Origin of the sequence: Massilia sp. HP4 (genome assembly GCF_005222695.1) — a bacterium.
GTDB lineage: Bacteria > Pseudomonadota > Gammaproteobacteria > Burkholderiales > Burkholderiaceae_D > Telluria.
On sequence record NZ_STGG01000012.1, the window covers coordinates 258367 to 284773 of the forward strand.

Annotated in this window: 20 protein-coding genes and 1 tRNA gene; 11 read left to right on the plus strand and 10 right to left on the minus strand. The window is 62.8% G+C overall.

Going from position 1 to position 26407, the window contains the following annotated elements; translation table 11 throughout:
* The first annotated feature begins 23 nt into the window (after positions 1 to 23).
* Positions 24 to 1511 carry a lipopolysaccharide biosynthesis protein gene (locus E8M83_RS06580; RefSeq protein WP_137172560.1) on the plus strand — a complete coding sequence of 496 codons (1488 nt, stop codon included), beginning with the start codon at positions 24 to 26 and terminating at the stop codon, positions 1509 to 1511.
* Positions 1512 to 1683: 172 nt separating this feature from the next.
* Here the strand turns inward: E8M83_RS06580 and E8M83_RS06585 are convergent, their stop codons facing one another.
* A complete protein-coding gene (locus E8M83_RS06585) occupies positions 1684 to 2919 on the minus strand; it encodes a pyridoxal-dependent decarboxylase, exosortase A system-associated (protein WP_137172561.1) in 1236 nt (411 codons plus the stop codon).
* A complete protein-coding gene (locus E8M83_RS06590) occupies positions 2916 to 4499 on the minus strand; it encodes an acyl-CoA ligase (AMP-forming), exosortase A system-associated (protein WP_137172562.1) in 1584 nt (527 codons plus the stop codon). The genes E8M83_RS06585 and E8M83_RS06590 overlap by 4 nt, the downstream gene beginning before the upstream one ends.
* Before the next feature lie 115 nt (positions 4500 to 4614).
* Between E8M83_RS06590 and E8M83_RS06595 the strand changes: the two genes are divergently transcribed.
* The 5 genes from E8M83_RS06595 to E8M83_RS06615 are packed head-to-tail and all read left to right on the plus strand — an operon-like array spanning position 4615 to position 8766.
* Entirely contained in the window at positions 4615 to 5799 is a 1185-nt protein-coding gene (locus E8M83_RS06595; protein WP_137172563.1) for a DegT/DnrJ/EryC1/StrS family aminotransferase, read from the plus strand.
* A complete protein-coding gene (locus E8M83_RS06600) occupies positions 5796 to 6851 on the plus strand; it encodes a GNAT family N-acetyltransferase (RefSeq protein WP_137172564.1) in 1056 nt (351 codons plus the stop codon). Before E8M83_RS06595 ends, E8M83_RS06600 begins: the two co-directional genes overlap by 4 nt.
* The gene (locus E8M83_RS06605; RefSeq protein ID WP_137172565.1) at positions 6848 to 7096 is read left to right on the plus strand and encodes an acyl carrier protein; all 249 of its coding nucleotides are present in this window, start codon (positions 6848 to 6850) and stop codon (positions 7094 to 7096) included. Before E8M83_RS06600 ends, E8M83_RS06605 begins: the two co-directional genes overlap by 4 nt.
* A gap of 1 nt (position 7097) precedes the next feature.
* Positions 7098 to 7934 carry a hydrolase 2, exosortase A system-associated gene (locus E8M83_RS06610; protein WP_137172566.1) on the plus strand — a complete coding sequence of 279 codons (837 nt, stop codon included), beginning with the start codon at positions 7098 to 7100 and terminating at the stop codon, positions 7932 to 7934.
* On the plus strand, positions 7927 to 8766 hold the full coding sequence (locus E8M83_RS06615; RefSeq protein WP_137172567.1) for a hydrolase 1, exosortase A system-associated: 840 nt from the start codon (positions 7927 to 7929) through the stop codon (positions 8764 to 8766). The genes E8M83_RS06610 and E8M83_RS06615 overlap by 8 nt, the downstream gene beginning before the upstream one ends.
* A 7-nt stretch (positions 8767 to 8773) precedes the next feature.
* Here the strand turns inward: E8M83_RS06615 and E8M83_RS06620 are convergent, their stop codons facing one another.
* The 6 genes from E8M83_RS06620 to E8M83_RS06645 form a co-directional block, all read right to left on the minus strand.
* Positions 8774 to 10216, minus strand: coding sequence for a right-handed parallel beta-helix repeat-containing protein (locus tag E8M83_RS06620; protein WP_229491438.1), 1443 nt, complete (start codon positions 10214 to 10216; stop codon positions 8774 to 8776).
* A complete protein-coding gene (prsR, locus tag E8M83_RS06625) occupies positions 10213 to 11574 on the minus strand; it encodes a PEP-CTERM-box response regulator transcription factor (protein ID WP_137172568.1) in 1362 nt (453 codons plus the stop codon). Before prsR ends, E8M83_RS06620 begins: the two co-directional genes overlap by 4 nt.
* Before the next feature lie 13 nt (positions 11575 to 11587).
* Positions 11588 to 13672 carry an XrtA/PEP-CTERM system histidine kinase PrsK gene (prsK, locus tag E8M83_RS06630; RefSeq protein WP_137172569.1) on the minus strand — a complete coding sequence of 695 codons (2085 nt, stop codon included), beginning with the start codon at positions 13670 to 13672 and terminating at the stop codon, positions 11588 to 11590.
* A 58-nt stretch (positions 13673 to 13730) separates the two neighbouring features.
* On the minus strand, positions 13731 to 15128 hold the full coding sequence (locus tag E8M83_RS06635) for a TIGR03013 family XrtA/PEP-CTERM system glycosyltransferase (RefSeq protein WP_137172570.1): 1398 nt from the start codon (positions 15126 to 15128) through the stop codon (positions 13731 to 13733).
* A 60-nt stretch (positions 15129 to 15188) separates the two neighbouring features.
* On the minus strand, positions 15189 to 16217 hold the full coding sequence (locus tag E8M83_RS06640) for an SDR family oxidoreductase (RefSeq protein ID WP_373995035.1): 1029 nt from the start codon (positions 16215 to 16217) through the stop codon (positions 15189 to 15191).
* Between the two features lie 74 nt (positions 16218 to 16291).
* Positions 16292 to 17581, minus strand: coding sequence for a nucleotide sugar dehydrogenase (locus tag E8M83_RS06645; RefSeq protein ID WP_137172572.1), 1290 nt, complete (start codon positions 17579 to 17581; stop codon positions 16292 to 16294).
* A 410-nt stretch (positions 17582 to 17991) separates the two neighbouring features.
* Here E8M83_RS06645 and E8M83_RS06650 point away from each other — a divergent pair, with 410 nt between their 5' ends.
* A complete protein-coding gene (locus E8M83_RS06650; RefSeq protein ID WP_137172573.1) occupies positions 17992 to 19050 on the plus strand; it encodes a GNAT family N-acetyltransferase in 1059 nt (352 codons plus the stop codon).
* Between the two features lie 124 nt (positions 19051 to 19174).
* The gene (locus E8M83_RS06655; RefSeq protein ID WP_137172574.1) at positions 19175 to 20227 is read left to right on the plus strand and encodes a sugar-transfer associated ATP-grasp domain-containing protein; all 1053 of its coding nucleotides are present in this window, start codon (positions 19175 to 19177) and stop codon (positions 20225 to 20227) included.
* A gap of 126 nt (positions 20228 to 20353) precedes the next feature.
* On the opposite strand, the gene E8M83_RS06660 is transcribed toward E8M83_RS06655, so the two are convergent.
* Positions 20354 to 20429 (minus strand) — tRNA-Arg (locus E8M83_RS06660).
* 192 nt (positions 20430 to 20621) lie between these two features.
* On the opposite strand from E8M83_RS06660, the gene E8M83_RS06665 reads away from it, so the two are divergent.
* The 3 genes from E8M83_RS06665 to E8M83_RS06675 all read left to right on the plus strand — a co-directional run bounded on the left by E8M83_RS06665 (position 20622) and on the right by E8M83_RS06675 (position 25112).
* Positions 20622 to 21179, plus strand: coding sequence for a cytochrome c5 family protein (locus E8M83_RS06665; protein ID WP_137172575.1), 558 nt, complete (start codon positions 20622 to 20624; stop codon positions 21177 to 21179).
* A gap of 617 nt (positions 21180 to 21796) precedes the next feature.
* On the plus strand, positions 21797 to 23995 hold the full coding sequence (locus E8M83_RS06670; protein WP_229491439.1) for a hypothetical protein: 2199 nt from the start codon (positions 21797 to 21799) through the stop codon (positions 23993 to 23995).
* 187 nt (positions 23996 to 24182) lie between these two features.
* Positions 24183 to 25112: a hypothetical protein gene (locus E8M83_RS06675; RefSeq protein ID WP_137172576.1), complete on the plus strand. Its 930-nt coding sequence runs from the start codon at positions 24183 to 24185 to the stop codon at positions 25110 to 25112.
* Here the strand turns inward: E8M83_RS06675 and E8M83_RS06680 are convergent.
* Positions 25042 to 26160 (minus strand): polysaccharide deacetylase family protein, encoded by a 1119-nt coding sequence (locus E8M83_RS06680; RefSeq protein ID WP_137172577.1) that lies wholly within the window; start codon positions 26158 to 26160, stop codon positions 25042 to 25044. The two genes, E8M83_RS06675 and E8M83_RS06680, sit on opposite strands and share 71 nt — an antisense overlap.
* Between the last annotated feature and the right edge of the window lie 247 nt (positions 26161 to 26407).

A 26407-nucleotide genomic window follows, 5' to 3' on the forward strand; every position in this document is an offset into this window, starting at 1 on the left:
CACCACTCACCACGATTGCAAGCATGGACAATATCGGCAAGCGCGTCAGCGCGGGCATATTCTGGATGGTCGGCGCCCGCCTGGTCGACCGTTTCATCGGCATCATCAGCACCCTGATCCTGGCACGCCTGCTGGTGCCTGGAGACTTTGGCCTGGTTGCCATGGCCACCGCCATCGGCGGCTTCCTCGACCTGCTCGGCGCATTCAGCTTCGACATGGCGCTGATCCAGAACCGCAAGGCCGAGCGCAAGCACTACGATACGGTCTGGACCTTCAACGTGATCTTCGGCCTGACCTGCGGACTGCTGCTGCTCGTACTGGCGGAGCCGGCGGCGGGTTTCTACAGCGAACCGCGCCTGACCACGGTCATGTACGTGCTGTCGATCTCGTATTTCGTCACCGCCTTTACCAACGTCGGCGTGGTGGCGTTCCGCAAGGACCTGACCTTCGACAAGGAATTCAAGTTCATCTTTGCCCGCCGTATCGCGACCTTCATCGTGACCGTCACCGGGGCCTGGCTCCTGCGTTCCTACTGGGCGCTTCTGGCCGGAATGACCGTTGGACGGATGATCTCGGTCATCATGAGCTATACCATGAACAGCTACCGACCGCGCCTGTCGCTGGCGGCCGCGCGTGAGTTGTTCGGCTTCTCAAAGTGGCTGCTCATTAATAACATGCTGTTCTTCTTGCAGCGCAACAGCTGCAACTTCATCATCGGCCGCATGTTCGGCGCCTCCCAACTGGGCATCTACACCGTGTCGCACGAGATCTCGATCCTGCCGTCGACCGAGCTGGTGGCGCCGATCAACCGGGTGATGTTTCCCGGCTTTTCGCGCATGAAAGGCATCGAGGAGGTGGCCCAGGCCTTTCTCAAGCTGACCGGCCTGATTGCGCTTACCGTGATGCCGCTCGGTATCGGCATTGCCGCGGTAGCGACGCCCCTGGTGCTAACCGCGCTGGGAGAAAAATGGATCGCGGCGATTCCCTTGATCCAGTTGCTCGCCATCCACGGCGCGCTGGCGGCCACCCAGGGCAATAACGGCGTCGTCTGGCTGGCGCTGGGCCATCCGCGCAAGACCACTTCCGCAGCCGCCTTGTTCGTCGCCGTACTACTGCCCGGCCTGTACCTGTTCATGACGACCATCGGCGTGAACGGCGCCGGCTACGCCTACCTGGTGGCCCATGCCGTCACCGTGCCCTATACCATGACCGTGACGCGGCGCCTGCTCGGCTTCGGCTACGGGACGGTGCTCGCCGTGCTGTGGCGGCCGGCGTTGGGCGTGATCGTCATGTATGCGGCGGTCTACTGGGCAGACACACTGGTGCTGGCGCATCCGCCGTTGTTGCGCCTGCTGTTCGACAGCCTGGCAGGCGCCGTGACCTATATCGTGGTGGTCCTGCTGGCCTGGCGCCTGGCGGGCATGCCTGCCGGCAGCGCCGAATGGTTCGTGCTCGAGCGCGTCATGCAGCGCCTGCGCGGCCTGCGGCGTCGTCCGACGCCGAAAACCTGAGCGCGCCAGGGCGCTAGTGTCCTGAATTGGAAGTTCGTTGAATAGTAAATGTGGCGAAATCGGCCCGAGACAAGGAGCAAAGCACAGCAAGGCCGGGGCCTTGCGCGCATTTGCGACGCAGTATCGGGGCGATTCTCGCCGCATTTATTCAACGAATCTTCAATTCAGGACACTAGACCAGCACCTCGGCTGCCTGCGGGTGGCTGAGGAAACCTTCCGGGCTGGCCGAGCGGCCGTAGGCGCCGGACTGGAACACGACCACCAGGTCGCCCGGTGCGGCGTCCGGCAAGGCCATGCGCTCGGCCAGCAGGTCGAGCGGCGTGCAGAGGGGACCGACCACCGACACCTCGGCGCCTGCCGGCTGGTCCATGCGATTGCCGATCGCGACCGGATAATTCTTGCGGATCACTTGCCCGAAGTTGCCGGAAGCGGCCAGGTGGTGGTGCAGGCCACCGTCGGTCACCAGGAAGACCTGGCCGCGCGACACCTTGCGGTCGATGACGCGTGCGACGTAGATCCCGGCTTCGCCGACCAGGTAGCGGCCCAGTTCGACCGACAGGCGCGCCTGGGGCAACGCCGCAGCCAGCGCCGGTAACGCAGCATCGAGGGCGGCCCCGATCGGCGCCAGGTCGAGCGGCTGCTCGCCGGGAAAATACGGGATGCCGAAACCGCCGCCGATGTTCAGGATGCGCACCGGCGCCGGGCTGGCCGCGGCCAGCCGCACGGCCAGTTCCAGCGTCTGGGCCTGGGCCTGCACGATGGCGTCCGCCTTCAGGCTCTGCGAGCCGCCGAAGATGTGAAAGCCCAGCACGTCCAGGCCGAGGCTGGCGGCAAGCGTCAGCACCCGTGGCGCATCCTCGGCGTCGATGCCGAACTGCTTGGCGCCCCCACCCATGCGCATGCCGGAACCCTTCAGCTCGAATTCGGGATTGATGCGCAAGACCAGCCGCGGCGCGATTCCCAGCTCGGCGCCGAGGCGCGCCAGCACATGCAGTTCGCGCTCCGATTCCACGTGCACGCACACGCCGGCGGCCAGCGCCTGCGCCAGTTCGGCGTCGCGCTTGCCGGGACCGGCGAAGCTGATGCGCGCCGGATCCAGGCCGGTATCGAGCGCAACCTTCATCTCGCCGGCCGACGCGACGTCGATGCCGTCCACCAGCGCCGCCATGTGCTGCACCACAGCCGGCATCGGATTGGCCTTCATCGAATAGTGCAGGGCCACCGCCGGCGGCAGGTGGCGCCGTACTTCGGCCACGCGCGTCGTCAGCAGGTTGCGGTCGTAGGCATAGAATGGCGTGGCGCCCACCCGCTGCGCCAGGCGTGGCAGGGGAATGCCATTGACCTGCAGGCAGCCGTCAGCGACGGCGAACAGGGATTGCGGGGCGTGGACGGGCCGGATGCTGCTCATGCAATGCTCCCAAACAGGTTCAGGTAGGGTTGGCGCAACTGCTTGCGGTCGAGTTTGCCGTTCGGGTTGCGCGGGAAAGCCTGTCCGGCCAAAGCCAGGTGGGCCGGCACCATCCAGGCAGGCAGGCTGCGCCGGCAATGGGCCAGCAGCGCGGCCCCTTCCAGCCCGGGATCGTGCGGCAGCGCCAGCAACACCACGGCCTGGCCCAGCGCCGGATGCGGCACGCCGAAGGCGACCGCTTCGGCCACCAGGCCACTGGCGTAGGCGGCCTCCTCGACCTCGGTGGGACTGACGCGGTAGCCCGAGACCTTGATCATGTCGTCATCGCGCCCGATGAAATACAGGTAGCCCTCGTGGTCCATGCGTACCGTATCGCCCGACCAGACCGCCATCTCGGCCAGCGGCAGGCCCGGATTCCGGCCAGGGGCCCGACGGAAGCGCTGGGCGGTCTTGTCCGGGTCGTTCCAGTAACCCTGCGCCACCAGCGCGCCGCGATGCACCAGTTCTCCCGGCTCGTCCGGCGCGCAAGGCGTGCCGTCGGGCCGCACCACCACTACTTCGGCATTCGGGATCGCCCGTCCGATCGAATCCGGACGCCGGTCCAGTTCGGCCGGCGGCAGGTAGGTCGAACGGAAGGCTTCGGTCAGGCCGTACATCAGGAACAGCTCGGCTTGCGGCAGCGCCTGTCTCAGCGCCTGGACGGCCGCGCGTGGCAAGGCGCCGCCAGAATTGGTCAGGTAACGCAGCGTGCAATCGCGTGGCCAGTCCAGTCCCATCAATTGCAGCCACAACGGCGGGACCGCCGCGAGTCCGGTGATGCGCTCGCGCGCCACCATGTCCACGATGTCCCTGGGGAACAGATAATTCATCAGGACCGCGGTCGCGCCAGCCAGGAACGCGCAGGTGAGCTGGCTGAGGCCATAGTCGAAGCTCAGTGGAAGCACCGCCAGCACCCGGTCGCCCGGCGCCAGGGCGAGATAGGACGCCACGCTGGCGGCGCCGGCCACCAGGTTGCGGTGCGACAGCACCACGCCCTTGGGCATGCCGGTGCTGCCCGAGGTATACAGGATGGCCGCCATGTCGGCGTCGATCGCGCGCCGCGCCGCCAGTTCGGCCGGCGCCGGACGGCGCTGGGACGCATCCCAGGCGCGAATGCGCTGGTCCGCGAATCCGGCCTGCGGCGCGGCGCCGGTCGCCAGCACGGTCGCCAGGGCGGGGCAGCCGTCAAGCGCATCCGCCAATTGGGCCAGGCGCTCGGGAGACGTGACCAGGCAGCGGACCTCGCAATCGGCCAGGATGTGCGCGACCTGGGACGGCTTGAGCTGGGGATTGAGCGGCACGAACACCGCTCCCGCCAGCGCGGCGCCGAACATCGCCGCTACATTCTCGACCCGCTTGTCGAGGTAGACGGCGACCCGCTCGCCACGCGCGAGACCGGCGTCGATCAGGGCGCCGGCGGCGTGGGTGACGGCATCGGCCAGGCCCGCATAGTCGAGACGCCGCGCGCCATCGACCAGCGCTTCTGCGGCAGGAGTACGACGGGCGGAGTCGAAGATGAAATCGTGGATCAGGTCGGCCATGGCGAACGGGGTTGGAATGGAAAAGCGGTGAACCGCCGCAACCTGTCATCTTACCATTTCGCTACCGCACCGCACACGTCCCCACGCTTGGCGCGGCTTGGCATTATACTAAGCCATGCTTGCCAACACGCATCTTCCCCGGCCCGTGATTCCCCTGGCGCCCGTCCTGTCGCTGGACTCCCTGCGCCGCGGCGCCGGCCCGCGCGCGGCCACCGTGCTCGATGCCGGAGAGGTGCGTCTCGTTACCAGCGGCCGGGTGGCGCTGGCGCTGGCGCTGCGTGAAATTGGCGTCGGGCCCGGCGACGAAGTGCTGCTGCCTGCGTATCACAGCGGCTCGATGGTGCCGCCGGTGCTGTGGAGGGGAGCGCTGCCGGTGTTCTATCGGGTGGCGCCGGATGCCCAGGCCGACCTGGCCGACCTGGCGGCCCGTATCGGACCGCGCACCAGGGCGGTGATGGCGACCCACTTCTTTGGCTTCGCCCAGCCTCTGGCCGCCCTGCGCGCCCTGTGCGATGCCCACGGGCTCGCCTTGCTGGAGGACTGCGCCCACGCCCTCATTGGCGAGCATGACGGCCGCCCGCTGGGCGCCTGGGGCGACTACGCCGCGGCCAGCACCATGAAATTCCTACCGGTCTACGAAGGCGGCGCCCTGGTCTCGGCGCGCCATTCGCTGGACGGCGTCGCACTGTATTCGGCCGGGGCAGCGTTCGAGATGAAGGCCGCGCTCAATACGCTGGAACGCGGTTTCGGCTACGGCCGCCTGGGCGCCCTGCGCGCCGCGCTGTGGCTGCCGCTGCGCGCCAAGGAAGGGCTATGGAACTCGCTCAAGCGCCGGCGTCCGGCCACGCCCCGGCTGGCGCCCGGCTCCTCCGACAGCAGCCTCGATCTCGATCCGCGCTGGACCGACAAGCGCGCGTCGCTGACCTCGCGCGCCATCCTGCGCTGGTCGTCGCCGACGCGCATCGCGCAGCGCCGGCGCGCGCACTACCTGCGGCTGCAGGACGCCATCGCAGGCCTGCCGGGGGTGCGCCCGCTCCACCGCGAATTGCCGCAGTCCACTTGCCCCTGGCTGTTCCCGCTGCTGGCCAACGACCCGGACGCCCTGGCGCAACGCCTGGCGCGGGAGGGGGTTCCACTGACCCGCTTCGGCCATCCGCTGGCGAGCGGCGTCGGTCCTTCCACCTGCGCCAATGCCGCTCGCCTAGCGCGCCATGTACTCGGCCTGCCCTGTCACCAGGAGTTGCGCGAGGACGAATTGCGCTGGCTGGTCGATGCCGTGCGCCGGGCGGTGCGCGCATGAAGTGGACGGCCGGTCCAGTGCCGGCGAGCGCCGACGGCATGCCCGCCTGGGCCGCGCTGCACGCCGCGGCCGGCGCCTCCTGCCTGCTGGCGCCCTCCTTCGTCGAACCGCTGTTGGCGGCATTCGCGCGCGGCGACGAGCTGTTGCTGGAATGCCGTGATGCGGACCGGACAATCGCGATGGCGGTCCTGCGACCGACCCGGCGCGGCAGCTGGCAAACCTTCCAGCCGGCCCAGGCGCCGCTGGGCCTCTGGCTGCAGTTGCCCGGCATCGACACCGGGCGGCTGGTGCACGGCCTGGTCGCGGCCCTGCCCGGCCTGCCCCTGGTATGCGCGCTCACCCAGATGGATCCCATGCTCATGGCGCGTCCGGCGCCGGGGCCGCGCCTGCGCACCCTCGACTACATCCGCACTGCGCGCATCACCCTCGCCGGTGGTTTCGAGCGCTACTGGGAGGCGCGCGGAAAGAATCTTCGCGCCAACCTCAAGAAGCAGCGCCGCCGTCTCGAGCGCGAGGGCATCGCCACCCGGCTCGAGATCGTGCGCGCGCCCTGCGCGATGGCGCAGGCGGTAGCCGACTACAGCCGGCTCGAAGGCAGCGGCTGGAAGGCCGGCGCCGGCAGCGCGGTGCGCGCGGACGATGCCCAGGGCGCCTTCTACCGCCACATGCTGGAAGCCATGGCTGCGCGCGACGCCGCCAGCGTCTACCGCTATCATGTCGGCGAGCGGCTGGTGGCGATGGACCTGTGCGTGGAAGACGCCGCCAGCATCGTCGTGCTCAAGACCGCCTACGACGAGGATGCGCCGACCGGCCTGTCGCCGGCCCTCCTGATGCGCGAGGAAGCCATGCGCGCACTGTTCGATGGCGGCCGTTTCGAGCGGCTGGAATTCTACGGCCGCGTGATGGACTGGCACACGCGCTGGACGGATGAGGTACGCACTATGTACCATGTTAATTATTATCGCTGGCCCGTCCTGCGCCGGCTGCATGCCCTGCTCGATGCACGCCGCAAGGGAAGCGCCCGCGCCCCAACCGAAGAATCCATATCATGACCCACCTGGAACAAGTCAAGAACATCCTTACCGACGTGCTCGGGCTAGGGCCGCGCGGCGCCGGGCTCGACGCCGACACGCCCCTGCTGGGCAACCTGCCCGAATTCGATTCGATGGCGGTGGTGACGCTGGTGGCCGCGCTCGAAGAACATTTCGGCTTCGCAATCGACGACGACGACCTGAGCGCCAGCACCTTCGCCACGGTCGGCAGCCTGGCCGATTTCGTGGCCGCGCGCACTGCATAGCATGTCGCCTGTTGGATCCGGGCACGCCGAACCCTTCTTTCTCGAGACTGCAGACGGCCCCCGCTTTTGCCTGTACCACGCCGCGGCCGCTCCCTGTCGCGCCAGCCTGGTTTACATCCATCCGCTGGCCGAGGAAATGAACCGGTCGCGCCAGATGGCGGCGATGCAGGCGCGCGCCTTCGCCGCGGCCGGCATCGCGGTCCTGGCGCTCGACCTGCATGGCTGCGGCGACAGCGGCGGAGACTTCGTCGACGCCAGCTGGGACGGCTGGCTGCGCGATATCGCGGCCGGCCGCGCGTGGCTGGAAGCGCATGCCGGGGTTGGCGCTGGCCTGTGGGGATTGCGGCTGGGAGGCTTGCTGGCACTGGACGCCGCGCGCCGCACCGGCCCGCCGCCGGCGCGCCTGCTACTGTGGCAGCCGGTGCCCGATGGCGCCGCCCACCTGAATCAGTTCCTGCGCCTGCGCCTGGCGGCTGACATGCTGCAGGGCGGCGCGCGCGACGACGTCCGGGCGCTGCGCGCACGCCTGCAGTCAGGCGAGACGCTCGAAGTGGCCGGCTATGGCCTGACCCGGGACCTCGCCAGTGGCATGGATGCGGCCCAGGCGACGGCGCTGGCGCCGCCTTGTCCGGTGCACTGGCTTGAGCTGGCGGCCCAGGAAGGACGCACCCTGTCGCCGGCGGCGGTGCGCGTCGCCCAGCAGTGGCGCGACGCCGGGACCACTGTGATCCAGCAACTGGTGGTCGGTCCGCCGTTCTGGTCCACGCCCGAGCTGACTCGGGCGCCGGCCCTGCTGCAGGCCAGCCTCGACGCTTTCGAGGGATGCCAGCATGCATGAACGCGCGCTGCGCTATGGCTGCGGCAAGGCCGCGCTGTACGGCATCCTGAGCCTGCCGCCAGCGCCAGGCCCGGTCGGCGTGGTGATCGTCGTGGGCGGCGCGCAATACCGCGCCGGCAGCCACCGCCAGTTCGCGCTACTGGCGCGCGACCTGGCCGCGACCGGGATCCCGGTGCTACGCTTCGACCAGCGCGGAATGGGCGACAGCGAAGGCGAGGCGCCCGGCTTCGAGCATCTCGAAGACGACCTGGGCGCGACCATCGACCGCTTCTTCCTGGAAGTGCCGGGCTTGGAGCGTGTGGTGCTGTGGGGCTTGTGCGACGGCGCCACCGCGGCCGCGTTGTACGCGCCGCGCGACTCCCGCGTGGCCGGCCTGGCCTTGCTCAACCCCTGGGTACGCACCGAACAGGGCGCGGCCCAGGCGCTGGCGCGGCACTACTACCGGGCACGCCTGTTCGATCCGGCGCTCTGGCGCAAGATCGCCGGCGGCCGCTTCGACTGGCGCAGTGCGCTTGGGGCGCTCGCGCGCACCATTGCGACGGCCCGCCGCCAGGCTCCTGCGACCGACGCCGCGGCCGGCGCCAGCCTGCCGGATCGGATGTACAGTGCACTTGAGGCCTTCCCGGGCCAGGTCCTGTTGCTGCTGAGCGGGGCCGATCTCACTGCGCGCGAGTTCGATGACCTGGGCCGGGAGCCCGGCGCATGGCGGCGCCTGCTGGCTGGAACGCGCTTCACCCGGCGCGACCTGCGCGAGGCCGACCATACCCTGTCGCGCCGCGCCTGGCACACCCAGGCGGTCGAAGCGACCCGCGACTGGCTGCGCGCGCTCTAGGGAAGCACTAGGAACCGCCCGGACGCTCGCGTTCATCGCCACGAAGACAGTGCGCAAAATCGTCGAATGCGCCGAAGGCGGCGGCGGCGCCGCGCACCTTGCCGCACAGGTCGGGCAAGGCGGCGTCTTGGGCGCGGCGTGGCGGCTCTCCACGCCAGCGCAAGTCGTAGGCGGCCGGGTCGGAGAACAGCGCGCGCTGCGGATGACGACCGGCATACAGCCAGCCGATCGCGGTCGAGCGGTTGTGCGGCGTCGCGCGCACCGCGCCGCCGTCGTCCTCGCGAATCGGTCCGTCCACCAGATTGCCGTCCATGAGCGCCATGCTTTCCGGGAACCGCACCTGCACGCCGGCCGTGTCCAGCAAGGTGTTGTCGACCAGGCGACTGCCGGCCGCGCTGTTGAGGTGGATGCCGGCGTCGGAACACGCCAGCACCAGGTTGGCGCGCATCAGGCCGTCGTCATGCTCGGTGATGCAGCGCCCATCGCGGCAATAGCGCCTGCCCGTGCCGCCCCCGCCGAAAGACAGGCCGACCCGCTGCCCCGGCTGCCCCCGCAGCCGCTGTTCGCAGACGACCAGGTTGCGCTCGATGACGGTGCGCTGCGCGCCTCCCTTGGCGAAGATGCCGTAGCTGATGCGGTCGCCATCGGCCTTGATGAAATCGCTCACCAGGTTGGCGCGGATGATCCAGTCGCTGGCGCCCACCAGGTCGATGGGCGTGACTGCCCGGTTGGTCGGGCGCGGCGCATCGTTGCCCAGCGTATTCGATTCGAGCAGGCCGTGGTCGGGAAACCGCCCTTTCTCGCCATTGATCTTGAAGTGGGCATTGAAGTCGCGGATCGTGTTGTTGCGCGCGACGAAGTGGTGGGCATTCCCGACCACGTGGAAAGCGTGTTCGCAAGCGTTGTGGCGGCAGGCGCCGCGGATATCCAGGTTCTCGAAACGCCAGTAAGGCGCCGATACCGAAAATCCCTCCGCCGATGCGAAGGCGATGCGCACGCTGCCTGGCTCAGGGGCACGCACGACGATGGGCGCCTGTTCGGTACCGGGCCGCGCCGCGTACAGGCGGCCCGCGATGCGGTAGTCGCCGGGGACAAAGGTGATGACATCTCCTGGCGCCGCGGTGCGCACGGCGCGTTGCGCTTCATCCGCGCTCGCAACCAGCACCGTGCGTCCACCGTGCGGTGCTGGCGCCGCTTGCGGCTGGGCGCCTATGACCAGCGGCGGCAGCAAGGCCGCACGCGGATCTCCCCGATCGAGCCGGGTCAGCACCGCATTTGCCAGGCGTCCGCTTTCTTCGATGATCGTATTGTGGCCGCTGGCACGAAACTGCAGATAGGGGCCGAGCGTGCGCGGCGTGACGCCCTGGGCGTCGAGCACCCACAGCGCGGCACCGGCGCCTGCCAGGCCCAGCAGGCCGCCCGCAAGCAGCAGGCCCGCGGCCAGCTTCACGCGCCGGCCTTGATGCCGTGTCGTCCCATCAGGTCGTACAGGGTCGGGCGGCTGACGCCCAGCACTTCGGACGCCTTGACGATATTGCCGTCGACCCGCGCCAGCGCCTTCACGATGGCGCGGTATTCGGCTTCGTCGCGCACCTGGCGCAGATTGATCGGCTCTTCCTCGGCGCCTTCGCCAGGCAATCCCAGATCGTCGGCGACGATCGTGTTACCGTCGGCCATGATGATCGCGCGCTTGATGTAGTTTTCCATTTCACGCACATTGCCCGGCCAGGCATAGGTCTCGATCGCCGCGATCGCATCCGGGGCGAAGTGCATCGTCCCGCGTCCCTCTTGTGCGCAGAACTTGTTCTTGAAATGGTGGGCCAGCAGGGCTGCATCGCCCTCGCGCTGGCGCAGCGGCGGGATCGTCACCACGATCTCCGACAGGCGATAATACAAGTCTTCGCGGAAGCGTCCCTGGGCACACAAATCCTTGAGCTTCTGGTGGGTGGCGCAGATGATGCGCACATCGACCGGGATTTCCTCGTGCCCGCCGACCCGCTCGATCACGCGCTCCTGCAGGAAGCGTAACAGCTTGGCCTGCAGCGCCATGGGCAGGTCACCCACCTCGTCGAGGAAGAACGTGCCGCCGTGCGCCAGCTCGACCTTGCCCTTGGTTTGCTTCGCGGCGCCGGTGAAGGCGCCTTTCTCGTAGCCGAACAATTCGCTTTCCAGCAGGTTCTCGGGAATGGCCGCGCAGTTGATCGCCATGAAGCGTTCCTTGGCGCGCGGCGACAGCGCATGCACGGCGCGCGCCAGCACTTCCTTGCCGGTGCCCGACTCACCGAGCAGCATGACCGACGCCGAGGTCGGCGCCACCTTCTCGATATTGCGGCAGACCTTGAGCATGCCCGGGTCGCGCGACACCACGCCGCCCAGCGGCGAATCCGCGCTCGCCTGCTGCATTCGGCGGTTTTCCTGCTGCAGCTTGTGCAGGAAGAAGGCGCGCTGGATCACGAGGTTGAGGACTTCGGGGTCGACCGGCTTCTGATGGAAGTCATAGGCGCCCATCGCTATCGCCTTGACCGCGTTGCCATGGTCCTGGTTGCCGGTCAGGACGATCACCCGCGTGTCCGGCGCCAGCGCAAGGATTTGCTGCAGGGTGGCCAGGCCCTCGGTCGAACCGTCCGGATCGGGCGGCAAGCCCAAGTCCATGGTGACGACGGCAGGCTCATGGCGCCGGATCTGGGCCAGCGCGGCTTCGCGGTCCCCCGCGACCGCCACATCGTAAGCATCCAGGCTCCAGCGCAGCTGCTTTTGCAAGCCGGGATCGTCCTCGATGACCAGCAGTTTCGGTTTGTTCTCTGTCACGGTAATCCTTGTCTCAAGCGGCCTTGGTAGCCGTTTGCGTTTCCTGTCGATGCAGCGGCAGCACCAGCCGGAAGGTCGTGCCGCGTCCTGGCGTGCTGTTCACCTCCAGGCTGCCGCCCAGTTCGTTAATATATTCGCGACTTTCGAATACGCCGATTCCCATCCCCGCCGACTTGGTCGACTCGAACGGCTTGAACAGGCGCTCGCGGATGAATTCCTCGCTCATGCCCTCACCCGTATCGGCGATCTCCACGTGCGCGCTGCCATCCATGCCCTCGACACGGATGGTCACGCTGCCGCTGCGCGGCGTTGCTTCGATCGCATTCTGGATCAGGTGTCCCACCACCCTTTCGAGGCGCTCGCGCTCGGCCAGCACGCGCAGGCCGCGCGTGGCGACATGCAGGCGCGGATGCGGTTCGAACGCGCTCTTGAGCGCGAGCGCCTGGCGCACCACGTCTTCGACCATCAGCGGCAGCGGGCGCTCCTGGTTGCCCGCGCGGCTGAGCTTCTGGAGCAGCAGTTTCATCTTCTGTACCGAGAAGTCGATCGTTTCCAGCATATCGGCCTGGAATTCGGGATTGTCCTTGTGGCGCGCGGCATTCGCATTCATCAGCGACAGCTGGGCCACCAGGTTCTTCAGGTCGTGCACGACGAAAGTTGACATGCGGTTGAACGATTCGAACTGGCGTGCCACCAGCAAGGCCTCGCCAGCCTGCTGCTGGGCCAGATGGGCGGCGGCCTGGCTGCCGGCCACGCCGAGCAGGTCGATGACCTCCCAGTTCAGCTTGATGGGAGTGGGTGCGGAATGCAGCAGCACGAAGCCGGACAGGTTGCCATGCATGATCAACGGCACCACGAGCCAGGCGCGCGGATAACCGGCCAGCCATGCGGGCAGCGCCAGCGCATCGTATTTCTCGGGCATCGCATCGTATTCGTCGAGGTCGATCACCCATTGGCTGGATTCCAGGAACCGGCAAAAGGTCGAATCGGCCGGCTCGGACGAGGGCAATGCCTGCATATGCCAGTGCGCGACCGGTTCGAAACAACCCGATTCACGCCGCTGCCACAGGACACCTCCCGGACTCTCGACCAGTGCCGCCACCGCCTGGATCACCCGTTCTCCCAGGCCCGGGCCGGGCTGGGCCAGGGCGCCCGTGAAGCGCATCCATTCTTCCCGATAGTCGTATTTGTAGCGATAGAAGTGCTTGCTGATGATGACCCTGAGCCAGGCCCGGAAGGTGCCGGAAAACAGGATGGTACCCAGCAAGATCAAGGTACCGAACAGGAACGCCACCTGCATCACCGTACCCCAGTTACCGCCGACGAAACGCAGGTAGTATCCGGCCGAGCCCATGGCCAGCAGATAGACAGCGGAGCCGAACAGGGCGGCGGAGTGGAATACCGCCCGCCGCGACAGGGCCAGCGGCGCAGCCCAGGACTTGCTGCGTCCGAGCGACACTGCGATCAGCGGCACGGTCAGGGCATTGACCAGGCCCCGCGCAGCCCAGATGTCGGGGTCGATCTCGCGGAACAGCATGGCGTGGCTGTACAGGTAGAAGTCGTAGGCGAACATGCTGCCGATGCCAAGGCAGGCAAACTTGACCGCCCAACGCTGCTGGAGCGAGCGGCTACGATAAGCCTGTTCGACCAGCAGCATGCCCCAGATCGCCATGCCGACACGCGCCACGCCTGGAATCTGACTCTCTTCGCGCACCGATGACAGGCTCCAGAAACCCATCACACTGGCGAGCAGGCATGCAAGGTAGCCGAAGGCTGCCAGCACCAGCCCGGGCCGCAGTCCGAACGGAAGGCGACTCTCGCGACTGCTCCAGTTGTCCAGCAGCACCAGCAGGAACAGGGACCAGCCGGCGTTGCGCAGGATCTCCAACACGCTCATCAGTTCCGCCCACGATACTCCGTGGTTGGCGGCGCGCGCCAGCACCGCCGACCACAGTACCGTCAGCAGGCAGGCCAGCGCCAGTATCGCGCGCGGCGGCGAGTCGACACGCAGCAGCAGTGGTATGCCCAGCACCGCGAAGCAGACGGCCGCCAGCGCATGGCTATACACGACAATACCGGTCAGCGAAGCGACGTCCATGGATGTTCAGGAAGGTAAACGGAAAACCGGCGGCATCGCCGCCGGAACGCGCGACACATCAACGGCCGCTGCGGAAGAGGACGACCTTCAAGGTATTGATCAGTATCAGGATATCCAAGAACAAGCTATTGTTCTTCACATAATACAGATCGTACTGCAGCTTCTGCAGCGCATCCTCGGCCGACGATCCATACCCATAGCGCACCTGGGCCCAACCGGTAATTCCTGGTTTGACGCTATGACGGACATTGTAATAAGGGACTACTTCAATGAGCTGCTCGACAAAGTAGGCACGCTCCGGACGTGGTCCGACGAACGACATTTCACCGGCGAAGACATTCAGGATCTGGGGCAATTCGTCGATCCTCGTCTTGCGCATGAAATTGCCAACACGTGTCACTCGAGGGTCGTTTTGCGCGGCCCATTGCGGCTTGCCGTTTTTCTCGGCGTCGGCGCGCATCGAGCGGAATTTATGCACGCGGAAGATCTTGCCATCCTTGCCAACCCGTTCCTGCGAATAGAACACCGGGCCGCGGTCTTCGAACCACACCGCCAGCGCAGCGAGCAGCATCAGCGGAAAGGTCACCAGCAGGATCAGGACGCTGCACACCAGGTCGAAACTGCGCTTCATGAAGGTGCGCACATAGCTCTGGTCGAAACCGCCGCCGAATACCAACCACGAAGGCTGCAGCGAATCGACCCGGATCTGGCAGGTTTCGCGCTCGAAGAAAGTGGCGGCGTCGGTGACGCGAATGCCTTGCAGCTTGCAGTCGAGCAGTTCCTTGATCGGGAAGCCGCCGCGCCGGTTCTGCACTGATACCACGATCTCGCTCACGCCATACTTGCGCGCCAGTCTGACGAGCGTATCGCCATCGCGCATGGTCAGGACGCTCGACTGGGCAACGCACACTTCCTCGCTCGGATTCGGGATGAAACCGGCGATATCGTATTTGTGGTACCGCGACTTGCGGGTGGCCAGCTCGCTGCATTCCTTGGCCAGCGGGCCCCCACCCAGGAACAGGATGCGGGTTTGCAGCAGGCGCGCCTCAGAAGTCTTGAAAAACACCATCCTGGCCACGAAGATGCCGCAACCTGCCAGTGCGAATACCAGCAGCATCGTGCCGCGCCCTAGATACAGCTCGGGCGCCACGTAGAACACCAGCGCCAGGATGATGAAACCCATGACGAACGACGGCATCAGTTTCATGAAGAAGGGATGGCGCAGGCCTTCGTCGTAGTCGAGCTGGTACATGCCCATCGCACTCATGCTGAAGATGATCGCGGCGGCGAATGCAAATGCCGAGGTGAACAGGTGGTCGAACGATACTACGGCTCCGTCGTACTCCATCATGCGCACCGCGACGCCGACATAGGCCGCTCCCAGCAGCACCAATACCTCGACGAACAGCAGTACGAACACAATCTTCGATACGTAGTGATTGGAGATCCTAAACACGATGCGCCTCCGTTTTTATTATTGCTTGCCTGATGTGGTTATGCATGATCATGCGATTGCCTAGGCCAGCTCGCGCACATACCAATCCATGGCCTGCGTCAAGCCAGCGCCGATGCGGTGTGTCGGCTGATAGCCCAGCAAGGCCGAGGCCTTGCCGATATCAGCCTGCGAATGGCGAACGTCGCCACGGCGGAACTCGCCGTATTGCGGCTGGAGCTGCGCCACATGCGGGAAGCGTGGCGACAGCGCGTCGCGCATCATCGCAAACAGCTCGTTCAGGGTGGTACGCTCTCCGAGCGCGACATTGCATACCTGGCCTGCGGCGTCGGCTGGCGCCATTGCGGCCAGTATATTGGCCTGCACTACGTTATCAATGAAGCAGAAATCGCGGCTGGTCTCGCCATCGCCATTGATGCGCACGGCCTGGTTGCGGATCAGCGCGGCCACCCATTGAGGGATGACGGCGGCATAGGCGCCGTTCGGATCCTGTCGCGGCCCGAAAACGTTGAAATAGCGAAGGCCAACGGTTTGCAGGCCATAGGTACGGCCGAACACGTTTGCATACAGTTCGTTCACGTACTTGGTGACCGCATACGGAGACAAGGGATTGCCGATGTTTTCTTCCACCTTCGGCAGCGCCGGATGGTCGCCATAGGTCGAACTCGACGCCGCATACACGAAGCGCTTGACGCCGCCTTCGCGCGCTCCAACCAGCATGTTCAGGAAACCATCGATATTGGTTGCATTGGTCGTCAGCGGATCGTCGATCGAGCGCGACACCGAGCCCAGCGCAGCCTGGTGCAGCACGAAGTCCACGGCCTCGCAGGCGAGCGCGCAGGCCGCCGGATCACGGATATCTGCCTCGATGAAGCTGAAATTGTTCCAGCGATCGGCGCCGACCGATGCTTTCACATCGTCCAGGTTATGGCGATGTCCGGTCGCAAAATTATCCAGGCCGGTAACGCGCTGGTTCAGCTTCAGGAGGGCTTCGACCAGATTCGAACCAATGAAACCGGCAGCACCGGTTACCAGCCAGTGGTGTGAGTGCTGCAGCAGGGACTGCTGGACTTGTTCGTACTTGTTCACTATCAGACACTTTCTTGGATTCGTTAACCCGCAAGGGTTGCGGCCGGCGAATGCAACAGACCGCTACGACCGGAAAATCAGAGACGCCACACGCAGTAGCCGGCCTCCAGCAGCGCTTTCGGATCGAATTGGGACTTGACGTCGATAAAGCAGCCATTGTCGTTCAGCTTGGCCTGGAAATCGACCAGCGACAATGCCAGCACTTCCTTGTGCGGCACGGCGACGATCACCGCATCGGCTTTCGGCAGGCTGTCCCAGTCCTCCAGCGCAATGCCATATTCATGGCGGGCTTCGTCGGCATCGGCCAGCGGATCGCATACATGGACCTCGACGCCGTAGGTCCCGAGTTCGTGCACGATATCGGCGACCTTGGAATTGCGCAGGTCAGGACAATTTTCCTTGAACGTCAGGCCGATCACATTGACCTTCGACCCCTTGACGTGAAAACCCGCCGAAATAATCGACTTGACGGTCTTTTCAGCAACGAATTTCGCCATACCATCATTGATGCGGCGGCCGGCCAGGATCACCTGCGGATGGTAGCCCATCATCTCGGCCTTGTGCGTCAGGTAATAGGGATCGACGCCGATGCAGTGACCACCCACCAGGCCAGGGCGGAACGGCAGGAAATTCCACTTCGTCCCTGCGGCTTTCAGTACCTCGAGCGTATCGATCCCGATCTTGTCGAAGATGATCGCAAGCTCATTCATCAGTGCGATGTTCAGGTCGCGCTGGGTATTCTCGATGACCTTCGCCGCTTCGGCCACCTTGATGCTGGACGCGCGGTAGACACCGGCGGTGATAACCGATTCGTACAGCTGGGCAATACGCTCGAGCGACTCCTCATCGTCGCCCGAGACGACCTTCAGGATGGTGGTCAGCGTATGTTCCTTGTCGCCCGGATTGATCCGTTCGGGCGAAAAACCGACGTGGAAATCCTGTTTCCAGGTCAGGCCGGATTGCTGCTCCAGCAGGGGAATGCAAACTTCCTCGGTGGCGCCGGGATAGACGGTCGACTCATAGATAATGGTCGCGCCATGCTTCATATGCGCGCCGACCGCCTTGCTGGCCCCGATGAGCGGAGTAAAGTCGGGATTGTGGGCAATATCGACCGGCGTTGGAACGGCCACGACGATGTAATCGGCGTGTGCCAGCATGGCGGGATCGGTTGTCACTTCCAGGTGACGCGCGGCGCCCAGGTCTTCGGTCGATACCTCGCCGGTTGGGTCGACCAACTGTCGGTAGCTGTCGACCTTTGCCGCCGATAGGTCAAAGCCGATAGTGCGACGTTTCTTGCCAAATTCCACTGCCAAAGGCAGGCCGACATAGCCCAAGCCTACCACGGCAATAACGTCATCTACTTTCATTATCAGGTTCCGCTAAAGAATAAAGTTTTGCTATATTATTAACACACTATAGCATTAATCGGTAATTTTACTCAACTTACATGATGTGACTGTCGGCGCCGGGCAACGCAGGAATAACAATCTTGTCATCTCGTCGTGACAGGATCGTGAAGCCGGCATTGCATAAATGCACGCACCGGAATGCCACGGTGCCATGGAGGTCGCCCCGCAAGAGCCAGTCCGCGCCGGGGGACAGGTGTCGATAAACAAGGCTGATGCGCAGTATCTTAACAGTTCCAACATTTTAGATACTTATAGACATTGAATCGTGCGCCAAAGCATCCTAGACGCAACAACGCGGCTGCCCAAGTTGCATTTATTGTAAAATAATTTCTTGAAATTCGTTCTTACACGCAAGTTCTGGAGTGTCATTGACCCATCCATCGTTCTCTGTTGAAAATGATACAACATCGACGCGCATCGCGATCGATGCCTTCGTCCGCTCCAGGCCAGATGCATCGCCCTACCATCTGAGCGCCTGGCGTGCCGCGGTCTATGACGCCTATGGCCACGAAAGCAAGATTGCCGTTGCCAGGACTGGATACGGCATCCAGGGGTGCCTGGCATGGTCGGTTATCAGGCGTCCGTTGGTCAGGGAGAGCTGCAGTGCCCTGCCTTTTTGCGATGTGGGTGGAGCGTTGGCAACGGCGCCGGACCTGGCCGCAGTGCTGGAAACCTATGCGGCGCGGGCCGTCGCAGCGTCCGGGTCGGCCGGCCTGGAGACACGCAACTCGGCGCCGGTTCCCCTGTCCGATGCCGATCTCGCCGGTCGCAAGGTACGCATGCTCGTCGCTTTACCTGAAAACGCGGATGCTTTGATGCAAAGCTATCCGCCGAAACTACGCAGCCAGATCCGCAAGGCCGAGAAGAACGGGCTCGTTTGCGCGATCGAAACCGGAGCGGCTGCACTCGGCGCCTTCTACGACGTTTACAGCCGTAATATGTTGCGCCTTGGAAGTCCACCCCATGGGAAGGCGTGGTTCGAAGCAGTCTGTCGCCATTATGGCCAGGATGCTTTCATTGCGGTGGTCAGGCACCAGGGCAAGCCTGTCGGCGCCGGCCTGGTGCTGCGTTGCGAGACTGCGGCAGCCATCCCGTGGGCATCGACACTGGTCGAGTTCAATCCAATGTCCCCTAACATGCTGCTGTATTGGACGATTCAGGCACATCTGTGCGGCCAGGGCGTGCGCGAGTTCGATTTTGGACGTTCCACGCATGGCGAAGGAACGTTCAAGTTCAAGAAACAGTGGGGTGCTCAACCGGTGCTACTCGACTGGCGCGAATGGAACGATGACGGCCACCCCAGGATGCAGGGAATCGGCACGGGCGGCGGCAAGCTGCGCTCAGTAGTCGAACAAGCGTGGCAAAAGCTGCCATTGCCGGTCGCAAACGCCATCGGTCCGCACCTGCGTCGCTATATCACGCTATAGGTGCGCTTTTGAAGTACATGCAGCAGGAGCCAGGCGGAAAATATTGATATAATATAAATTATATTGCGCTTGTCTGCGCTGTCCCACGCTATCGCTTCCACGACGATTTCATTCCGGAAATGTCATGATCCAGATCTCCAAGCTCGTCCAACGAATATTCGACAACAATAAGGGGCGCGATGTGCCCGTCCTGCGCAAGGTTTACGAGATCGGCTACCTGTATCTCACCCGCGGCTTCGGACCGGGCTATTATTTTGACGCAGGCTTAAGCCGCAGCGATCGCACGATGTCGTTCAAGAAGGGATTCTACGGTCACAAGTTATATCAGAAGCGCGTGTCGCAACTAAACGATCCGCGTTATAGCAAACTGCCGCAAAACAAACTCCCCGAAGCGGCCCTCTTCAAGCTGCTGGGCATCCCTGCCCCACGTACTTTCGGTCACCTGTGTGCGCGAAAAGGCCTGGACATGCATGGCCGGCCCTTGCGCAGCGGAGCCGACCTGGAACGCTTCCTCAGCCAGGAGCCGATCGCGCGTTTTTGTGCCAAGGAAGTCGAAGGATGGAACGGCCGCGGCTTTGTTGCATGCGATGTCATCCATGGCGACACCGTGCCGCGACTACGCCTGCTTGGCACGGACGAAACCATCAGCTGCAGCGATTTCGTAACACGCTATGCACAGTATGCTTACCACGGGAATCGAATCCTCCAGGAATACATCGTGCAGCACCCAACGATGCAAGCGCTTAATCCCTCGAGTGTCAATACGATACGGATGATGGTGTATCAACCGGAAGATGGTCCGCCGCGTGCCTTTGGCGCATTCGCGCGGATTGGCAGATCGGGAACCCTGGTCGACAATGTAGGTGCTGGCGGAATGTGGTCAGTCGCCGATATTCACACCGGACGCCTGGGCCCTGGCCATCGTCCCAAGCTCGAATCGGAATTCGTGACGCATCCCGACCATGGATCCCCGATCGACGGTGTGTTTGTCCCATTCTGGGAAGAGGCAAAAGAGGTGGCATGCCGAACCTTAGCGGCGTTCCCTTCCACCCGTTATCTCGGTGTCGACGTCGCACTCACGGATACAGGGCCGGTCATCATCGAAGTCAACAACAAGCCCGACTACATCGACTTCGCGATTCTTGAAATCCCACCGCAAGAAGCGCTTACGGGGTGAGCATGTGCCTGGGAACTTGCGGAACTACCGCGCTCTCGCAAAGGACTCGCTGAGTGACAGCGAATCAGGAGACTCGCACCGATTGGCCTGAGCTCTACTGGACAAGCGCTGGTACGGGTACGAATGTGGCGCGGCTGGCTGGGATCGAACCAGCGACCCTTGGCTTCGGAGGCCAATACTCTATCCACTGAGCTACAGCCGCGCGGGGAATGACGAGTGCGAAGGATACAGAATTTCGCCGCTGACGTCCATGAAAACCACCTTTTGGTCCTACTTATTTTAGTTACACAAGGCAAGCTAGAGGGCTATAATCGTCCGCGAATACAATGCGGACGCCGCGAAAAGGTACTGCCGACGTCTCGACACCGGGTTTTTTTATTCAATTAGGGAAATCATGAGCGACGCACAAGAGCACCAATCACTTATTCGTACACCAAAACAATTGGTTGTCGCAGTAACCGGATTTTTCCTGATTATCGTTCTCGGTATCATCCTTCTAGTGACTTTCGTTACCAGCTCCCCGACAACTGGAGCTGGTTCAGAAGGTCAGTTGTCTGAAGCGATAGCCGCGCGCGTACAACCGGTGGCGGAACAAGGCTTTACCCTGATCGATGCCAACGCTCCGCGGGTACTCCAGGCCGGCGCCGCCGTCTACACTACTACCTGCGCTGCCTGTCATGACAGTGGCATGGCTGGCGCACCGAAAACCGGTGACAACGCCGGATGGAGCAGCCGCCTGGCGCAGGGTTACGATACCTTGCTCAAGCATGCCATCGACGGTATTCGCGCCATGCCGGCCAAAGGCGGCAACCCGGATTTGGATGATATCGAAGTCGCGCGGGCGGTCGTATTCATGTCCAACAAGAGCGGAGCCAAATTCGCCGAGCCAGCCGAGCCTGCACCGGCTGCTGCTGCGACGGCTGGAGCCGCGGCGGATCCGACAGTCCAGTAGCAGCCTGACCAACGCCGCCGGTCCCGGCGGCGCGTTTCTCCCCGGGCAGTACCGGTTGCAGCTCATGCATGGTCTATGGTAACTCGACCGGTTCTTGCTGCATCCTGCTTGCGTCCCCGTTGCATGCAGTCTTCGCTACGCTGGCTGGCATGTTGGCAGCTCATCTCCCTGAATTCCTCATCCATGCCTGCTGCGAGCGCCGCACGTAGCTCGACCGGCCAATGCCATCTGCGCTACGCGGGGGAGCAATTCGCTTTTCGTCGCTAACCTGACGTCAATACGAATACCTTGTTCCGCTCCTGAATATAATAACTCGAATAAGAATTGTTAAATCTTCAGCGCTATTGATTCTGTCAGCATATTCCCGTATGAAAACTATACGTTGCGCAGAACAAACACGAGTTAATCTCCATGCATGCCAAATCTACAAATAATTCGGTGTTTTCGTATTCAAACAAATAATATGCGTTGTATAGGGGAAAAGTTTACGTAGAAGATTTGAGACACGTCATAAAAAGAGGAGAGATTCCGCTAGGAATGTTTTAGCGATCTGTGTAACCTTCTAGTTTCCTACAGTCACTAAGTGCTGCACGGCAACACTTGAAGAGCCCTACACCATGAACTTTCCTTCCGTTTCGATGATCGTCCGCATCCTGTCTACTGTCTTCTGCGGCACTGCACTTGTCGCCTGCGGCGGTGGTGGTAGTGCAGTGGATACTGTACAAACGCTGGCATCCGAATCCCAGTCGCACTCCGCTATTCTTCCCGGTCGCGGTACGCCCGTCACCGATAAGCCAGGTGTTTCGCCGGCCAACAAACCTCCCGTGCAAACAGCACGCCTGATCACGGATGTGATCGTCGAAAGCACTGCTGGCGCGCAAAGCAATGTACCGGTTACCTTCGGTCAGGTATTCGCTGAAGGCAACATCGCCGCTGGTACCAAGCTTTCCGGCCAACTCGACGATGGCACGAACGTGCCGCTCCAGATGGACATCAAGGCCAGCCATGCCGACGGTTCCGTGCGCCATGCCATTATCTCCGGTGTTCTCCCATCGCTGAGCGGCTCGCGCACGCTGAAGCTGATGACCGGCGCCGGAACTGCGGAAACAGCCGCCAGCCCCAACACTGCCCTGAACAGCGGCCTGACGGCATCCTTCGCCGCCACCATCGATGGCGTTCGTTACTCCGCCAGCGCCGATGAACTCCTCAAGAGCGGCAAGTTCTCGACTTGGCTGAATGGATCTGTCGTGAGCGAATGGCAAGTCAGCGCTCCGCTGAAAACCAGTACTGGCCAGGCCCATCCACATCTGACCGCACGGTTTGCAATTCGCTGGTATGACGCAATCAAGAGTGCGCGCGTCGATGTCATTATCGAAAATAACTGGGCTTACGAAGCGGCCCCGCGCAATTTCACTTATGACGCAGAAATCCTTGTCAATGGCAAGGCGGTATATGCCAAGCCTGCAATGGAACATTATCACCATGCCCGCTGGCGTAAAGTCTTCTGGAATAACGGCGCCGAGCCGGCGATCCATATCAAGCACAATACCAAGTATCTGATCGATACCCGTGCAGTGCCAAATTATGACCAGACGACTAGCTTCACTGAATCGAATCTAGCCGCATGGCAAAAACGGTGGTCTAATTCGTCGGTACAGCCAATGAATGTTGGTCTCGCAAATCCATACATGCCTTCGACGGGCGGCCGTGACGATATCGGCCTGCTGCCGGGCTGGACTGCAACCTATCTGCTGACCATGGACAAGCGCATCAAGGAAATGACGCTGGGGACGGCGGATCTTGCCGGCAGCTGGTCGTCGCACTACCGTGACCGCGATACCGATCAGCCGATCAGCCTGCTCGACTATCCATACATGACGATTCTGGGTACTCCGGGCGATACCAAGAACCCGAAGACAAAAAAGGCCGAAGCGTTCCCGAAATGCACTGCGACCAATGCCTGCAAGTCGCCGTACTCGCACGACACTTCGCATCAGCCGAACTTCGCGTATCTTCCATACATCGTAACCGGCGACCATTATTACCTGGAAGAGCTGCAGTTCTGGGCCATGTATAACTCGTTCAACGGCAATCCCGGTTATCGCGAGAATATCAAGGGCTTGTTCAAGCCGGAGCAGGTTCGCAGCCAGGCCTGGAGCCTGCGCTCCGTCAGCGAAGCCGCCTATATCTCGCCGGACAGCGATCGCCTGAAGAGCCACTTCGCCGCCATCGTGAAGAGCAATCTCGATTGGTACAATACCAATTATACGAACAGCGGCGTAGCCAATCCGTTTGGCGTCATGACCCATGGCTATGCAATGGCCTACGAGGGCGGCCGTGGCCTGTCTCCGTGGCAGGACGACTTCTTCACCTCTGCCGTCGGCCATGCCGCCGAGCTGGGATTCGCAGAAGCCAAGCCTCTGCTCCAATGGAAGGCGAAATTCTCGATCCAGCGCATGATCGCGCCTGGTACTTGCTGGGTTGATGCCGCGATCTACGCGATGGTGCTCCGCGATTCGAAGACCAGCCCGCTTTATACGAGCATGGCGCAGGCTTATCAGGCTAACCACTCGGCCGACATCCAGAAGCTGGAATGCGGTAGCACCGCGATGGCCAAGGCATTCAAGATCCAGGTCGGCGAAATGAAAGGGTATGGCACCAGCGTCATCGGTTATACCGCCAATATGCAGCCTGCCCTGGCGTACGCCACTGATGTGACCGGTAGCGCCGCTGCCCCTGCCTGGAAACTGTTCTACAATCGTCCGGTCAAGCCAAACTTCGGCACCTCGCCACAGTTTGCCATCGTCCCGCGGTAATCATCTGTACGTGAACAGACTGGCTCCGCCGATCTGAAGCGCTGGCGGCGACGCTGCCGAAAAAAGCCATTCAGTCGACTGAATGGCTTTTTTTTGTGGCGCAACTGCAGTCAGGAATTCGTAGCTGACCCATGATGATGTTTGATAACGATGTTATATTGGCATGTTACCGCAACGAATTTTCGTGATGCAAATCGATCCAGACAAACTGAACTGCTCCGCGATTGCAGAGCGCGACCGGCTGCTGGCCGCACTGGGCACGGCAGACGCCATCTCGTTGCTCGACCGCTTTATCCACGAAGCGCCGGGCACGGGCGCCCTTGATGGGTACAAGGTTTTTACCCAGGCCGCCAGCGCCATTCTGTCCGCCGTTCGCGACAAGACAGGCGATGCCGGTGCCAGGGCATTTCTTCGCGCCGTGATCCTGCACGCTATTGCCAAGACCGTCGGCGAGCAAGGCCTGAAACGGCTGCCAGCGCGGATTGCTGCGCAACAATTACAGCAATTTAAAAGAATTATCTCCCACGAAGAGGACTCGCCTTGGCTGCATCTTGACCACGACCTCTTCCACAAAGAATTCGGCATCGCCACCTTGCGTCTTTACGTTGCCGGCGCGCGTCTGGTCGATCCGCGTTGCGGTGTACCACGTTCCCTGCTCGGCCGCGGTACACCTGCCGACTGGCTGCGCAGTACGAGCGCGATCGCGTCGATCGGTGGCTTTCGCCCCTATTTCCAGATTCATACTCACAAGTTCATGTTGGAAACGTTTAACGAGGAGGGTTCGAACGAGTGCTACCGATGTTGCGCGGAGCTCTACGAACTGTTTCCGGAGGTGCTGGGGATGTTTGGCAGCAGCTGGTTTTACGATCCCGCGCTAGCCACGGTGAGCCCGCGCCTCGCCTATCTGCGCGAGGTGCCGCTACGCGGCGGGGCGAAGCTACTTTATGTGGCCAGCGGCGGCGAAGCGATCGACAATGCACTCGCGAAGTCGGCCACCCGGCGCCGATTGTATGAAGAAGGACGCTACCGGCCGAAGAATTACATGCTTATTTGGGGAAGGCGTCGCCAGCAGGAGTGGGCGCAGACGTTTTCGGCTTCGCTGCTACGGGAAGGCTGAATCGCCGGCCCTTCAGGCGCCGCAGGAAATCGGCGAAGCCGCTCATTTCGGCCTCGAATTCGAGCTGATGGATGCTTTCTCCATCGAGGAAGCGCGACAGGTAGAATGAGTTTGGCGGCGAACTGTCATGGACCAGACCGGGCAGGCAGGTAGTTGCCGACGCCACACCCAGCTCGTCGAGCACCACCGCCGCTCCTTCGTCGAACGATCCGCTTGGATAACAGTAATGACGCGGCTTCGGCAAGCCCAGGCCGGTAATCACTTCATCGCAACGGCTCAAGTCGGCGCGGAAACGCTCCGGGGCGCCGCGGGGATAATAGTGGTCGTGCCCGTGTAGTTCGATGGCGCAGCCACTGGCGGCCGCTGAACGGACTTCTTCCGGCGTCATGTAGTCGAAGCGGCGGCTTGCCAGGTCCAACTCGGCGGGGTCGAGGCCGACAGCAGTGGCAAGCCGCTCCAGTGCTGCACATACTGCGCTGCGGTCCGTGGCCAGCGGCGCGAACGCCGCCACCACACCCTGCGCGAGCGATTCGCGCGCGGCAGGTATCGCCAGATCGTGTTCGCCATCCACCTTGGCGCCGAACCCCTCCAGCTTCACCCGCCTGCGTGCGGCCTTCCACAACAGATAGCGCGTTGCGACATTCAATACCGGCCATCCCTCAAGAAAATGCCGCGTACATAAGTAAAGCGTGGAGGGGATCTGCTGTCCGGCGAGCACCGGCAATAATTCTCGGCCGGTGGAATACCAGCCGTCATCGAATGTCACGACGACTTCCAGCCGTCCACGGTTGGCGTCTGGTGTGCGTACCGCATCGTCCAGCCGCACGGGTGAATAGCCTTTGGTTTGGAGCCAGGCAATACGCTTGCGAAAAGTCTCGGTCGACATGAACAGCTTCGGGTTGTAACCAAGTTCGTCACCCAAGCAACCGCCGTGATAGCAGAGAATACGCAATCGCTTGGCAGTGAGATGGCGTCCCAGGGCGAACAGTCCCAGGCATCTCGCGAGATACAGGACGGCGATTTTAGGACGTAGGGCGGCTATCGACATGATTGAATACAGATAGGTGCATGGTCGGAAACGACATCTCGGTCGTAGGGCAAAGCCATTGGCCACGCCGGTGTGATCTTACTATTTGAGCAATTATAGGGCAATTCTCACGACTGGCGCGGCTCTACGTGTGCAAGTCTTATCGGCCTCTGTAACAACCTCGGCTTTCCAAACTAAAAATACCCGGAAATGTTTTTTTTTGGAAATAAATTCTATTCTGCAACAATATAAATGCATAAAGCTCGCT